This is a genomic window from Streptomyces sp. NBC_00083 (genome assembly GCF_026343295.1).
In the GTDB taxonomy this organism is placed as follows: Bacteria; Actinomycetota; Actinomycetes; order Streptomycetales; family Streptomycetaceae; genus Streptomyces.
In genome coordinates this window covers 1,857,808-1,871,289 of record NZ_JAPELY010000001.1, presented here as the reverse complement: position 1 = coordinate 1,871,289, position 13,482 = coordinate 1,857,808, and the positions used below count along the sequence as shown (strand labels likewise).

At 71.4% G+C, this 13,482-nt stretch carries 13 protein-coding genes; 5 read left to right on the top strand and 8 right to left on the bottom strand.

Going from position 1 to position 13,482, the window contains the following annotated elements:
- Positions 1–101: 101 nt before the first annotated feature.
- On the top strand, positions 102–617 hold the full coding sequence (locus tag OOJ98_RS08175; RefSeq protein ID WP_267053957.1) for an HNH endonuclease: 516 nt from the start codon (positions 102–104) through the stop codon (positions 615–617).
- A gap of 63 nt (positions 618–680) precedes the next feature.
- Here the strand turns inward: OOJ98_RS08175 and OOJ98_RS08170 are convergent, their stop codons facing one another.
- The 4 genes from OOJ98_RS08170 to OOJ98_RS08155 form a co-directional block, all read right to left on the bottom strand.
- Positions 681–1,454, bottom strand: a complete 774-nt coding sequence (locus tag OOJ98_RS08170; RefSeq protein ID WP_267053956.1) for a sulfite exporter TauE/SafE family protein — start codon at positions 1,452–1,454, stop codon at positions 681–683.
- Between the two features lie 142 nt (positions 1,455–1,596).
- Positions 1,597–2,544, bottom strand: coding sequence for an SPFH domain-containing protein (locus OOJ98_RS08165; protein WP_267053955.1), 948 nt, complete (start codon positions 2,542–2,544; stop codon positions 1,597–1,599).
- Between the two features lie 80 nt (positions 2,545–2,624).
- Positions 2,625–3,053: an NfeD family protein gene (locus OOJ98_RS08160; protein WP_267053954.1), complete on the bottom strand. Its 429-nt coding sequence runs from the start codon at positions 3,051–3,053 to the stop codon at positions 2,625–2,627.
- A gap of 72 nt (positions 3,054–3,125) precedes the next feature.
- The gene (locus OOJ98_RS08155; RefSeq protein WP_267053953.1) at positions 3,126–3,917 is read right to left on the bottom strand and encodes an ABC transporter ATP-binding protein; all 792 of its coding nucleotides are present in this window, start codon (positions 3,915–3,917) and stop codon (positions 3,126–3,128) included.
- A gap of 149 nt (positions 3,918–4,066) precedes the next feature.
- Here OOJ98_RS08155 and OOJ98_RS08150 point away from each other — a divergent pair, with 149 nt between their 5' ends.
- Positions 4,067–4,858 (top strand): hypothetical protein, encoded by a 792-nt coding sequence (locus OOJ98_RS08150; RefSeq protein ID WP_267053952.1) that lies wholly within the window; start codon positions 4,067–4,069, stop codon positions 4,856–4,858.
- Between the two features lie 503 nt (positions 4,859–5,361).
- Here the strand turns inward: OOJ98_RS08150 and OOJ98_RS08145 are convergent.
- The 3 genes from OOJ98_RS08145 to OOJ98_RS08135 all read right to left on the bottom strand — a co-directional run bounded on the left by OOJ98_RS08145 (position 5,362) and on the right by OOJ98_RS08135 (position 7,621).
- Positions 5,362–5,604, bottom strand: a complete 243-nt coding sequence (locus tag OOJ98_RS08145) for a chaplin (RefSeq protein ID WP_267053951.1) — start codon at positions 5,602–5,604, stop codon at positions 5,362–5,364.
- Between the two features lie 195 nt (positions 5,605–5,799).
- A complete protein-coding gene (locus tag OOJ98_RS08140; RefSeq protein ID WP_267053950.1) occupies positions 5,800–6,444 on the bottom strand; it encodes a response regulator transcription factor in 645 nt (214 codons plus the stop codon).
- Positions 6,437–7,621, bottom strand: coding sequence for a GAF domain-containing sensor histidine kinase (locus OOJ98_RS08135; RefSeq protein ID WP_267053949.1), 1,185 nt, complete (start codon positions 7,619–7,621; stop codon positions 6,437–6,439). The genes OOJ98_RS08140 and OOJ98_RS08135 overlap by 8 nt, the downstream gene beginning before the upstream one ends.
- 206 nt (positions 7,622–7,827) lie before the next feature.
- Here OOJ98_RS08135 and OOJ98_RS08130 point away from each other — a divergent pair, with 206 nt between their 5' ends.
- The 3 genes from OOJ98_RS08130 to OOJ98_RS08120 all read left to right on the top strand — a co-directional run bounded on the left by OOJ98_RS08130 (position 7,828) and on the right by OOJ98_RS08120 (position 10,555).
- Positions 7,828–8,541 (top strand): SDR family oxidoreductase, encoded by a 714-nt coding sequence (locus OOJ98_RS08130; protein ID WP_267053948.1) that lies wholly within the window; start codon positions 7,828–7,830, stop codon positions 8,539–8,541.
- Positions 8,538–9,617, top strand: a complete 1,080-nt coding sequence (locus OOJ98_RS08125; RefSeq protein WP_267053947.1) for an S-adenosylmethionine:tRNA ribosyltransferase-isomerase — start codon at positions 8,538–8,540, stop codon at positions 9,615–9,617. The genes OOJ98_RS08130 and OOJ98_RS08125 overlap by 4 nt, the downstream gene beginning before the upstream one ends.
- A gap of 269 nt (positions 9,618–9,886) precedes the next feature.
- Entirely contained in the window at positions 9,887–10,555 is a 669-nt protein-coding gene (locus OOJ98_RS08120) for a transglycosylase SLT domain-containing protein (RefSeq protein ID WP_267053946.1), read from the top strand.
- Between the two features lie 88 nt (positions 10,556–10,643).
- On the opposite strand, the gene OOJ98_RS08115 is transcribed toward OOJ98_RS08120, so the two are convergent.
- Positions 10,644–13,154, bottom strand: coding sequence for an FHA domain-containing protein (locus OOJ98_RS08115; protein WP_267053945.1), 2,511 nt, complete (start codon positions 13,152–13,154; stop codon positions 10,644–10,646).
- Positions 13,155–13,482 lie beyond the last annotated feature (328 nt).

Genomic DNA, 13,482 nt, shown 5'->3' with positions numbered 1-13,482 from the left:
GTCCGGGCGGGCCCGGATATTGCGTTGTCCATCGTGGCGAGCCCGGCCAGAGTTGATCCAAGCCCGCCAGGGAGTGGGCCGGCACTACGGAGGTGGGCACGATGAGGGACACGCTGGTACTGAACGCGAGCTTCGAGCCACTGTCGACGGTGACGCTCAACCGTGCCGTGGTGCTGGTCCTCCAGGACAAGGCCGTCGTCGAGCAGTCCCACCCCGGTCTTCGGGTGCGTGCCGCCGCCGTCGACATACCGGTGCCGCGGGTGATCCGGCTGTGCAGATACGTACGGGTGCCCTTCCGAAGACACGCTCCGTGGTCGAGACGCGGGGTGCTGATCAGGGACCAGCACCGGTGCGCGTACTGCGGGCGGCGTGCGACGACGGTGGACCACGTGGTGCCGCGGGCGCAGGGCGGCCGGGACGGCTGGCTGAACACGGTCGCGTCCTGCGCCGAGGACAACCACCGCAAGGCGGACCGGACGCCGGAGGAGGCGGGGATGCCGTTGCTGCGACAGCCGTTCGTGCCGTCGCCGGCCGATGCGATGCTGCTCGCGATGGCCGCCGGAGACCGGTCCGAGCTGCCCGAGTGGCTGGCGTCGGGCGCCGCCCCGGCGGCGTGAGGCCCGTACCGGAGCCGCTCGGGCCGCTCGGTGCGTTCCGCTGCGGAGGGGAGCCGACTGGCCCTATTTGAGGGTCAGTTGGAGGATCGCGACCACGCCGACGGCGATGATCACTCCGCGCAGGACCGCGGGCTTGAGGCGGCGGCCGACCTTGGCGCCGATCTGGCCTCCTATGGTCGAGCCGACGGCGATGAGCAGCACGGCCGTCCAGTCGAACTCGGCGACGAAGAGGAAGAAGACGGCCGCGACACCGTTGACCAGGGCGCCGAGGATGTTCTTGACGGCGTTGACGCGTTGCAGGGTGTCGGGCAGGAGCAGGCCCATCAGGGACAGGTAGAGGACGCCCTGGGCGGCGCCGAAGTAGCCGCCGTACATGCTGGCGAGGAAGAGGCCGGCGAGGAGCGCGATGCCGCCCTCGGGGTGGGCCTCGGTGCCGCGGGCCTCGCGGCGGCGGGTGATGGCGGCGGCCAGGCGCGGCTGGAACAGGACGAGGACGAGGGCCAGGCCGACCAGGACCGGGACGATCGCGTCGAACGACGAGGACGGCAGCGCGAGCAGCAGGATCGCGCCGGCGAGGCCCCCGAGGAGGGCGGCTGCGCCGAGGCGGAGCACCCGGCGGGTCTGGCCGCGCAGTTCGTGGCGGTAGCCGATGGCGCCGCTGATGGAGCCGGGGACCAGGCCGAGGGCGTTGGAGACGTTGGCGGTGATCGGTGGCAGGCCGGTCGCCAGGAGCACGGGGAAGGTGAGGAGCGTGCCGGATCCGACGATCGTGTTGATGGTGCCCGCGCCGATGCCGGCCGCGAAGACCGCGAGTGCTTCCCAGATGGACAAGGCCATCTCCTTACCCGTTCAGTGAGTCGCCTCCCCGCCATGGAGGTCGAGGGGCCGCACTGATCATGCATGAACGGTGCATGGGGCAGTCAACTCGGCGCGGTGCGGGGGTCGTTCGCCCTCCCCGCACCGTCGATCCGCCCGGAAGTCAGTCCACCGGGGGTGCTTCGCGGCGCTCGGTGGCGCCGTTGCCCTGGTTTCCGGTGTTGAAGCCGGGCATCCCGCCGCCGAGGTTGCCGAAGGCTCCGGAGAGGCCCTTGAGGGCGTCACCGATCTCGCTCGGCACGATCCAGAGCTTGTTGGCGTCGCCCTCGGCGATCTTCGGCAGCATCTGGAGGTACTGGTAGGAGAGCAGCTTCTGGTCGGGGTCGCCCGCGTGGATCGACTCGAAGACCGTACGGATGGCCTGCGCCTCGCCCTCGGCGCGCAGGGCCGCGGCCTTCGCCTCACCTTCGGCGCGCAGGATCGCGGACTGCTTCTCGCCCTCGGCGCGCAGGATCTCCGACTGCCGTACACCTTCGGCCTGGAGGATCGCGGCGCGCTTGTCACGGTCGGCGCGCATCTGCTTCTCCATCGAGTCCTGGATGGAGGTGGGCGGCTCGATCGCCTTCAGCTCGACGCGGTTGACGCGGATGCCCCACTTGCCGGTGGCTTCGTCGAGGACGCCGCGCAGGGCCGCGTTGATCTCCTCGCGGGAGGTCAGCGTGCGCTCCAGGTCCATGCCGCCGATGATGTTGCGGAGGGTGGTGACGGTGAGCTGCTCGATCGCCTGGATGTAGCTGGCGACTTCGTACGTGGCGGCCCGCGCGTCGGTCACCTGGTAGTAGATGACGGTGTCGATGTTGACCACCAGGTTGTCCTGGGTGATCACCGGCTGGGGCGGGAACGGCACGACCTGTTCGCGGAGGTCGATGCGGTTGCGGATGGAGTCGATGAACGGGACGACGATGTTCAGTCCGGCGTTGAGCGTCCGCGTGTAGCGGCCGAAGCGCTCCACGATCGCGGCGCTTGCCTGCGGGATCACCTGGATGGTCTTGATCAGGGCGATGAAGACCAGCACCACCAGGATGATCAGGACGATGATGATCGGTTGCATCGCTTACCCCCGTGCCCTTCTTGCTCTCGGATGGCCCTGGAAACGTTGGGAGTTACCGGACCTGATGATCCTGGCATGGTTCACATCACGATGGCAGTGGCTCCGTCGATCTCGACGACGTCGACCTGTTGGCCCGGCTCGAAGACGCGCTCCGCGTCGAGAGCGCGCGCCGACCAGACCTCCCCCGCGAGTTTGATCCTGCCGCCCACGGCGTCGACGCGTTCCAGGACGACGGCCTGACGGCCCTTCAACGCCTCGGTGCCGGTGGCGAGTTGGGGCCGCTGCGCGCGGTGGCGGGCGGCGATGGGGCGCACGACGGCGATGAGGGCGACCGAGACGGCCACGAAGAGGAGCACCTGCCCGACCGGGCCGAGACCGAGGCCCGCGCCGATGGCGGCGGCGACCGCGCCGAGCGCCATCATGCCGAACTCGGGCATGACGGTCAGGACGAGCGGGATGCCGAGCCCCGCCGCTGCCACCAGCCACCACACCCATGCCTCGATGTCCACCGGGTCATCGTAGGTGCGGTGCTCCCCTCACCGACAGTGCACAGGGACCGGCACGGCCCGGCGCACGGAGGCTCAGCCGAGCGGGAGGCCCGTCGCCGTGTAGCGGTCGCCGCGGTGCTCCACGAGGAGCGGGAGGCCGAAGCAGAGGGAGAGGTTGCGGGAGGTGAGCTCGGTCTCCATGGGGCCGGCGGCGAGCACCTTGCCCTGGCGGATCATGAGGACGTGCGTGAATCCGGGGGCGATCTCCTCGACGTGGTGCGTGACCATGATCATCGAGGGGGCGTACGGGTCGCGGGCGAGGCGGCCCAGGCGGCGGACGAGGTCCTCGCGGCCGCCGAGGTCGAGGCCGGCGGCGGGCTCGTCGAGGAGGAGGAGCTCGGGGTCGGTCATCATGGCGCGGGCGATCAGGGTCCGCTTGCGCTCGCCCTCGGAGAGCGTGCCGAACTTGCGGTCCAGGAAGTCCGTCATGCCGAGGCGGTCGAGGAAGGCGCGGGCGCGGTCCTCGTCGACGGCGTCGTACTGCTCCTGCCAGGTGGCGGTCATGCCGTACGCGGCGGTGAGCACCGTCTGCAGCACGGTCTGGCGCTTGGGGAGCTTGTCGGCCATGGCGACGCCGGCCACGCCGATGCGGGGGCGCAGCTCGAAGACGTCGACCCGGCCAAGCTGCTCACCGAGGATCTTGGCGGTGCCGGCGCTCGGGAAGAGGTAGCTGGAGGCGATGTTGAGGAGGGTGGTCTTGCCGGCGCCGTTGGGGCCGAGGATGACCCAGCGCTCGCCTTCCTTGACCGACCAGGAGACGTCGTCCACCAGAGCGCGTCCGTCGCGGACCACGGATACGTCCACCAGCTCCAGTACATCGCTCATGAGCGCGTTGTCTCCCCATGCCATCGTCTTGAGTTCGCGAGTGCGGTGCGGGGCGCGCCGGTGGGCGCGGTCCCCAGGGAAAACCTACGCCACTGGGGAAGTGATCCCGCCTCTAGGTCCGGTCGTGCGGGTTCCCTAGGCTGGAGGCCATGTTCTCGGAACCACGTTCAGGTCGGCTGGCCGCTTGGGGAAATGCCCTGTTGGCCGGAAATGTATCGCCGGACGACGCGGCGCTCGCGATCGTCGGGGACGACGCGGTGCACCGCGTCGAGGGGCTGCCCGGCGAGTCCGCGCCCGTGGGGCTCACGCTGGCGCTCGGGCGGCTGCGGGGGCTCGGGGTGAGCGGCTGGCGGGTCGCGCTGCCCGCGGCGGGGCATCCGCTGGGGCTGAGCGGGCCCGCGGAGTTCAACGCCCGTGCCCTCGCGGCCGAGGAGGCCGTCGTCGGCTTCGGGGCGCCGTACGGGCTCGTTCCCGAGCTGTACGAGGCCGGGCCCGCGGGCGATGTCCACACCGAGGTCGTCTGGCACTGCCTCGCGGTGCGGGAGGCGCCGCCCGCGGACGTGCCCTCGCTCGGCGAGGCGGAGCGCGAGCTCGCGGAGGCGCTGCGGGAGGCGACGGTCGTGCTGACGCAGCTCGACGTCGCGGGGTCGGGTCCGGCGGCCGCGGCGGCGATCGACGCGTACCGGGCGCGGGCCGAGGGGCCCGACGAGGAGGTGCTCGCGCCGGGCTATCCGCCGCGCGCGGTGCGGGTGTTGGAGCTGGCCCGGCGGGTGGGGCTGCTGGTGTCGCTCGCGTACGAGAACGGGCACGGTGGGGCTGTCAGCGCCTCGGAGATCTCCGCGCGGGCGGAGGCGCTTCGTCCGGTGGAGCGGGTGGCTCGGCGGGCTCGGGTGGCGGCGTACAACGCGTATGTGGAGGCCGGCCAACGAGACCGGGGCTAGCCCCGGCTCCCCCCGGCGGGGGTGCGCGCTCCCCCGCGCCGGGGGGTAGCCCTTTGCGCGGCTGCGGCGCGGTGGGCGCGGGCTGCGGGCTGCGACGCCGGGTGCCCTACGTCTTTAGGGGCGCGGGGAACTGCGCGGGTGCCCCAGCACGGTCCGCAGACGGAAGCGGGGTTGCTGGGGCTCCGCCCCAGACCCCGGGAGTCACCCCACCCCGCCCCTTCCCGAAACCCTCCGGGGGCGGGAAGAGGGGGCTGGGGTTCAGACCCCTGGGGCTCCGCCCCAGACCCCGTTCGCGCCTTAAGGGCGCTCGTCCTCAAACGCCGGACGGGCTGCAGCGCGCTCGTCCTCGAACGCCGGACGGGCTAGAGATGCCGATGCCGGGCACCCTGCCAGGGTCGACCCACCCAGGGGCGCGGGGAACTGCGCGGGTGTCCCAGCACGGTCCGCAGACGAAGGCCGCTGGGGATGCCGATGCTGGGCACCCTGCCAAGGGTCAGGCCCGGTCAGAAGTTGGAGCTCTGGTTGCCGAAGACCGGGTTCAGGACGCCGATCACGTTGACCGTGTTGCCCGTGGCGTTCACCGGCACGTGCACCGGCACCTGGACCAGGTTGCCGGAGACGACGCCCGGGGAGCGCTCGGCCTGGCCCTCGGCCTGGGCTCCCCCGTGGGCGGAGGCGGCGCCGGTCGCCGCGGCGAGGGCGCCGCCTGCGAGCACGGTGACGGCGAGAGCCTTGTTGAGCTTCATGGTGTGGATCCTCCTGGTCGTCGCCGCGACCAAGCGCCGCGGCATGCCATGGAGAACGCGCGGCACCCGCAAGGGGTGCGCTATGTGGGTGACATTTACACGACGGTATGAATCTCGCACCGGACCCTGACGCTCCGCTTTCCGGCCGCGCAGCCCGCCGCTCCCGTCGCTCCCGGGCCGCGCCCCGCCCGTGGCTCAGTCCGTCACCCCGTGCCGGACCGCCCACAGCGCGGCCTGGGTGCGGTCGGCGAGGTCCAGCTTCATCAGGATGTTCGAGACGTGCGTCTTCACGGTCTTCTCGGACAGCACGAGGTGGCGGGCGATCTCCCGGTTGGAGCGGCCGTCGGCGATCAGCGCGAGGACCTCCTTCTCGCGTTCGGTCAGGGTCGTGCCCCGGCCGGTGCCGCCGTGGCCCTCGTCCTGGCTGAGCAGGGCGCCGGCGACCTCGGGCTGGAGCAGGACGTGGCCCGCGTGCACCGAGCGGATCGCTCCGGCCAGCGCGTCCGGGTCGATGTCCTTGTAGACGTAGCCGGACGCGCCGGCGCGCAGGGCGGGCACGACCGTGCGCTGCTCGGTGAAGCTGGTGACGATGAGGACCCTGGCCGGGTTGGCGAGTTCGCGGAGCTTGCGCAGGGCCTCGATGCCGTCCATGCCCGGCATCTTCACGTCCATCAGGACGACGTCCGGCTTCAGCTGCTCGGCGCGGGCCACCCCCTCCGCGCCGTCGGACGCCTCGCCCACCACTTCTATGTCGTCCTGCACTTCCAGGAACGTACGCAGTCCGCGGCGGACCACCTGGTGGTCGTCGACGAGCAGGACCCTGATCACCTTGTCAGCCACCGGGGACCTCCATCCTGATCGTGGCTCCCTCGCCGGGTGCCGAGTGCACGGTGAGCCGGCCGCCGACCCCGCTCGCCCGGTGCCGCATAGAGACGAGCCCGAGATGGCGGCCGGCCCGGCGGACCAGACCGGGGTCGAAGCCCCGCCCGTCGTCGGTGACCCGGAGCGCGGCGCCCTGCCCCTCGCGTTCCAGTACGACATCGACGCGGGCCGCGCCCGAGTGGCGCAGCGCGTTGTGCAGGGCCTCCTGGGCGACCCTCAGCAGGGCCTCCTCCTGGGCCGGCGGCAGGGCGCGCACGCCGAGGTTGTCGAAGGTGACGCGGGCCGCGTGGGCCCGGTCGAGGACCTGGATCTGGGTGCGCAGGGTGTGCACGAGGCCGTCCTCCTCCAGGGCGGCCGGCCTCAACTCCACGACGGCGGCGCGCAGTTCGTCGGCGGCCTCGGCGGCGAGGGCGGCGACCTGCTGGAGCTCGTCCTTGGCGCGGGCCGGGTCGCGGTCGACCAGGGCCGCGGCGGCCTGCGCGGTGAGGCGGAGCGAGAAGAGCTTCTGACTGACCGCGTCGTGCAGCTCGTGGGCCAGGCGCGAGCGCTCCTCGGCGATGGTGAGCTCGCGGCTGCGCTCGTACAGGCGGGCGTTGGTGAGGGCGATCGCGGCGTGCTGGGCGAGCAGGCGGAGCAGCTCCTCGTCGTGCTCGGTGAAGCCGCAGCCGCCGTCCGGCCTGGGGCAGCGCTTGTTGGCGAGGAAGAGGGCGCCCAGCGTTTCGTCACCGTCGCGGATCGGCATGCCGAGGAAGTCGGACATGTCGGGGTGGGCGGAGGGCCAGCCCTCGAAGCGGGGGTCCTTGCGGACGTCGGCGAGGCGCTCGGCCTTCTCCTCGTGGAGCATCGCGGCGAGGATGCCGTGCTGGCGCGGCAGCGGGCCGATCGCCCGCCACTGCTCGTCGCTGACGCCGTCGACGACGAACTGCGCGAAGCCGCCGTGGTCGTCGGGGACGCCGAGCGCCGCGTACTCCGCGTCCAGGAGCTCACGGGCCGACGCGGTGATCGTCTTGAGGACGTCCCTGACCTCCAGGTGCCGGCTCATGGCGAGCAGGGCGGTGCTCACGGCGGCGAGACCCGCGCTCGGCGACGGGCCCTGACCTGGTCCGGCGGGGTGCGCGGGGCGGGGACGGCTCATGTGGTCACCGTACCGGCGGGGTGTGACGGCGCGCCTCGGCCGGAGGACGGTCACGGCCGGGTCGCAGGGCCTAGGCCGAAGTGCCGTGCCGGGTGGGGTCCCGCGTCCGACGCGGCGGGGGCGGCTGCGGAGCCACCGTGAACCCATCGGCGGACACCCCGCCGGTGGCTCGACGGACAGCTCGAAGGACGAAGGGGTCGGACATCATGCCGGTTGCGATCATCACAGGGGCTTCGAAGGGGCTCGGCCGTGCGCTCGCCGCGGCCCTGGCCGAGCGGGGCTGGGATCTGGTCCTGGACGCGCGGACCGCTTCCCTGCTGGAGGAGACGGCCCGCGCGCTCGGCCCGTACGGCACGCACGTCGTGGCGCTGGCGGGGGACGTCACGGACGCCGGGCACCGTGCGGAGCTGGCGGCGGCCGCGTGGGACCTGGGCGGGCTCGACCTGCTGGTGCACAACGCGTCCGCGCTCGGCGCGGAACCGCTCGTACGCCTCGACGCGCTGGAGCTCGCGGGTCTGCGGACTGCCCTGGAGACCAACGTGGTGGCGGCTCTCGGGCTCGTACAGGAGACGCTGCCCATGCTGCGGGAGTCCGCGGCGGGCGCGGTGATCGCGGTCAGCTCGGACGCGGCGGCCGAGGCGTACGGGAGCTGGGGCGGGTACGGGGCCTCGAAGGCGGCGCTCGACCAGCTCGCGGCGGTACTGGCCGTGGAGGAGCCCGGCCTGCGGGTGTGGGCGGTGGACCCGGGCGACATGCGCACCGATCTGTACGCGGCGGCGGTGCCGGGGGACGACTCCGGGCGGCCGGAGCCCTCGGCGGTGGTGCCGGGCTTCCTGCGGCTGCTCGGCGAGCGCCCGCCGAGCGGCCGCTACGCCGCCCCCTCTCTTGTGGCGGCCGGCACCGGGGAGGCCGTGCGATGACGGCGCCCCTCGTGGTGCGGGTGCCCGACGGCCTGCTCGCCTCGGTGCCCGCGGAGGTGCGCGGGGCGGGGCGCGACGACGTGCGCCTGATGGTGTCGCGCGGCGAGGCCGTCACGCACCACGCCTTCCGCGACCTGGCGGGTCAGCTGCGCGCCGGTGACGTACTGGTCGTCAACACCTCGCAGACGCTGCCCGCCGCGGTCGACGCCACGGTGGCGGGGCGGCCGGTGGTGGTGCACTTCTCCACGCTCGGCCCCGACGGACGCTGGGCGGTGGAGCTGCGGACACCGACGGCCGCGGGGAGTACGGAGCGGCGCCACGGCGACCGGGCGGGGACGGCCGTGGCGCTGCCCGGCGGGGAGCGGCTGGTGCTCGACGCGGCGCTGAGCCCGGACCGGCTGTGGTGGGCGCGGGTGTCGTCGGGCGATGTGCCGGGCCTGATGCGCCGGTACGGGCGGCCCATCCGGTACGGCTACACCGAGCGGGACCAGCCGCTGGCCGCGTACCAGACGGTGTTCGCGGTGCCCGCGCCCGGCGGGCACGGCTCGGCGGAGATGCCGAGCGCGGCGCGGCCGTTCACGGCCGGGCTCGTCGCGGAGCTGGTGCGGCGCGGGGTGTGGTTCGCGCCGGTCACGCTGCACACGGGGGTGGCGTCGGCGGAGGCGCACGAGCCGCCGTACCCGGAGCGCTTCGAGGTGCCGGAGGCGACGGCCCGGGTGGTGAACGCGGCCAGGGCCGGGGGCGGCCGGGTCGTGGCGGTGGGGACCACGGCGGTGCGGGCCCTGGAGTCGGCGGCCGGGGCCGACGGGACGGTGCGGGCCGATGCCGGCTGGACCGATGTGGTGGTGACGCCGGAGCGCGGGGTGCGGGTGGTGGACGGCCTGCTGACCGGGCTCCACGAGCCGGAGGCCTCGCACCTGCTGATGCTGGAGGCGATCGCGGGGCGGGCGGCGCTGGCCGTCGCCTACGACCAGGCGCTGAGCCGGCTCTACCTGTGGCACGAGTTCGGCGACGTCCACCTCATCCTCCCGGAGGAGAACCCTCACCGTACGCATTGCTCCAGCAACGTGCGGTGAAACCGTTACGCCCCCGATGTGAGCCCGCGCATAGGACGCACATCACTTACGAAGGCGGCTAGTGGACAAATAAAGGCGGTGTGAGCCGCTGTGGAGTGGGTACGAGGCGCCTTTCGCGCCGGGGTGATCCACTATCCGGCTTCGTATGTAGCACCTTTGCCACGAGATTTTGCGGCCGCTAACAATGGCTCCCGTCGCACAGCGCTGCGGCCAAACCGCCGCGGCGCCTCGGTGCCCGTCCCCCGCCATTCGGAAGAGGTCCAACAACCATGCCCGAGTCCACCAACCCCGGTCATAGTCGTCTCGACAGCAAGCACAAGATTTCGATTGCCGGCATAGCCGCCCTCGGCGCCGCCGCTCTCGCTCTCTCGGTCTTCCCGGGCACGGGCCAGTCGGAGAGCGCCGCGGCCGCCGAGCCCGTCGCCTTCGCGGCGAACATCAGCACCAAGACGGTTTCGCAGAGCATCTCCAAGCAGCAGGTCACCGCCGACAAGCAGGCCAAGGACGCCGCAAAGGCGAAGGCCACCGCGGACGCCAAGGCGAAGGCCGCGGCCGAGGCGAAGAAGCGTGACGAGGCCGCCGCGGCCAGCCGCTCCGCCGCCCGCAAGCCGGTCTACGCGAACAACCTGGACGGCTGGATCCGCCAGTCCCTGGACATCATGAAGAGCAAGGGCATCCCGGGCACCTACGACGGTCTGCACCGCAACATCATGCGCGAGTCGACCGGCAACCCGAACGCCATCAACGGCTGGGACATCAACGCCATCAACGGCATCCCGTCCAAGGGCCTGCTCCAGGTCATCCAGCCGACCTTCACCGCGTACCACGTGGCCGGCACGTCGTGGAACATCTACGACCCGGTCGCCAACATCACCGCCGCCGCCAACTACGCGGCGGACAAGTACGGCTCGATGGACAACGTGAACAGCGCCTACTGAGTGACGTAGGACGGCACACGCGACGCCGAAGGGCGGCACCCCGTGCGGGGTGCCGCCCTTCCGCGTGCGGCGTTCTCCGGCGTGCGCGTTACTTGCGCATGACCTCGGGCTCGTGGCGGCGCAGCAGGCGCGCGACCACGAAGCCGAGGGCGATGCCGATCACGAGCAGCACCGAGATGTCGGTGAACCACTGGGCGGCGTCGTGCTTCCACAGCGGGTCGAGGTTGGTCGGGTCGCTCTGGTCCATCGGCGCCATCAGACGCGAGAGGTCGAGCGTGGTGCCGGCGCCCGCGATGGCCCAGCGGGACGGCATCAGCCAGGCGAACTGCTCCAGGCCGGGCGAGTCGTACACCTTGAACAGGATGCCGGTGAAGACGACCTGCACGATGGCGAACATGACCAGGAGCGGCATCGTCTTCTCGGAGGTCTTCACCAGCGAGGAGATGATCAGGCCGAACATCATCGAGGTGAAGCCGAGCGCGATCACGACCAGGCACATCTCGACCGCGGGCGGCATCACGAGGCCCTCGGCGGGCAGCTTGCGCGTCGAGAAGCCGATGACGCAGAGGATCACGCCCTGGAAGGCCGTGATCACCCCGAGCACGAGGATCTTGGACATCAGGTACGCCGAGCGGGACAGGCCGGTGGCCCGCTCCCGTTCGTAGATGACCCGTTCCTTGATCAGTTCTCGTACGGAGTTGGCCGCGCCAGAGAAGCACATGCCGACCGCGAGGATCAGCATGATCGTGCCGGCGTCGCCGTTGAACCGGGAGGGCGGGGTCGGCGGCGCGAGGCCGAACTTCGCCGGGATCACCACGCTGACCGAGCCGATCACCGCGGGCAGCGCCACCGACAGGGCGAGGAAGCCCTTGTCGGACCCGATCACCGAGGTGTAGCGGCGCATCAGCGTCCACAGCTGGGAGAGCCAGCCCTGGGGCTTCGGCGGCTTCATCGCCTGCGCGGGCGGCATCTGCACCGACTGCGGGGCGACGGCGTCGATGTCCGCGGCGTACATCTGGTAGTGCTGCGAGCCCTTCCAGCGGCCCGCCCAGTCGTAGTCGCGGTAGCTCTCGAAGGCGGAGAAGACATCGGCCCAGGTGCCGTAGCCGAAGAAGTTCAGCGCCTCCTCGGGCGGGCCGAAGTAGGCGACCGAGCCGCCGGGCGCCATCACGAGGAGCTTGTCGCAGATCGCGAGCTCGGCCACCGAGTGGGTCACGACCAGGACGGTGCGGCCGTCGTCGGCGAGGCCGCGGAGCAGCTGCATGACGTCGCGGTCCATGCCCGGGTCGAGACCCGACGTGGGCTCGTCGAGGAAGATCAGCGACGGCTTGGTGAGGAGCTCCAGGGCCACCGAGACGCGCTTGCGCTGGCCACCGGAGAGAGAGGTGACCTTCTTCTCCTTGTGGATGTCCAGCTTGAGCTCGCGCAGCACCTCGTCGATGCGCTGCTGGCGCTCGGTCTCGGTGGTGTCGGCGGGGAAGCGCAGCTTGGCCGCGTACTTCAGCGCCTTCTTGACGGTCAGCTCCTTGTGCAGGATGTCGTCCTGCGGGACCAGACCGATGCGCTGGCGCAGCTCGGCGAACTGCTTGTAGAGGTTGCGGTTGTCGTAGAGGACGTCGCCCTTGTTGGCGGGCCGGTAGCCGGTGAGCGCCTTGAGCAGGGTCGACTTTCCGGAGCCCGAGGGGCCGATGACCGCGATGAGGGACTTCTCGGGGACGCCGAAGGAGACGTCCTTGAGGATGTCCTTGCCGCCGTCGACCGTGACGGTCAGATGGCGGGCGGAGAAGGAGACGTCACCGGTGTCGACGAACTCTTCGAGCCGGTCGCCGACGATGCGGAACGTCGAGTGGCCGACGCCGACGATGTCCTGCGGGCCGAGCAGGACGCTGCCGCCCTTGGCGATCGGCTGACCGTTGACGTAGGTGCCGTTGTGGGAGCCGAGGTCGCGGATCTCCATCCGGCCGTCGGGCGTCGCGTGGAACTCGGCGTGGTGGCGCGAGACCTGGAGGTCGGAGACGACCAGCTCGTTCTCCAGCGCACGGCCGATGCGCATGACGCGGCCGAGGGCGACCTGGTGGAACGTGGTCGGGCTGCGGTCTCCGTAGACGGGCGGGGTGCCCGCGGGGCCGCCGCCCTGCTGCGGGAACTGCGGCTGCTGTTGCTGCTGCCAGGACTGCTGCGGCACCTGCGGCTGCTGCTGTTGCTGAGGCCATCCACCCTGCTGGGGCGGTGCCTGCTGGGGCTGCGGATGGGCGGGGGCCCCCTGCGCCTGCTGGGCGGGGGCGGGCTGTGCGTAGGCGGCCGCGGCGGTACCGGACAGATTCAGCCGCGGACCGTCGGTCGCGTTGCCGAGGTGGACCGCGGAGCCGGGAGCGATGTCCATCTGATGGATGCGCTGGCCCCGCACATAGGTGCCGTTGGTGGATCCGTGGTCCTCGATGACCCAACTGCGGCCGCTCCAGCTGATCGTGGCGTGCCGCCACGAGACTCTGGCGTCGTCCACGACGAGGTCGCCCTGCGGATCACGTCCCAAGGTGTACGACCTGGACGGATCGAGCGTCCAGGTGCTGCCATTCAATTCCAGTACGAGTTCCGGCACTCCAGCCCCACTTGTCGTCCCCCGAAAGACCTCCGCTCCGGAGGCCCGTTACTCCCGACACCGGGAGTCTAGGGATGGTGAACATCGTGGGGAACTATTTCAGGCCCGGCCTCGTATCCGAAACCCGGGCCTTGTGAATTAGGTGCACAGACCGGGCACAGTCCCGTCGCGTTCCTGCAACAGCGCTCCGGGGCCGCCCCGTTGACGTGGGTCAAACACGCATCGACAGTGGGAAGCACCCATGAGTACGTACGGGTCATGATGTCCGCCCATAAATGATGTCCATGCGGATCAAAAATCCCGTATCGCCCACATGGGTTCGAGTCGG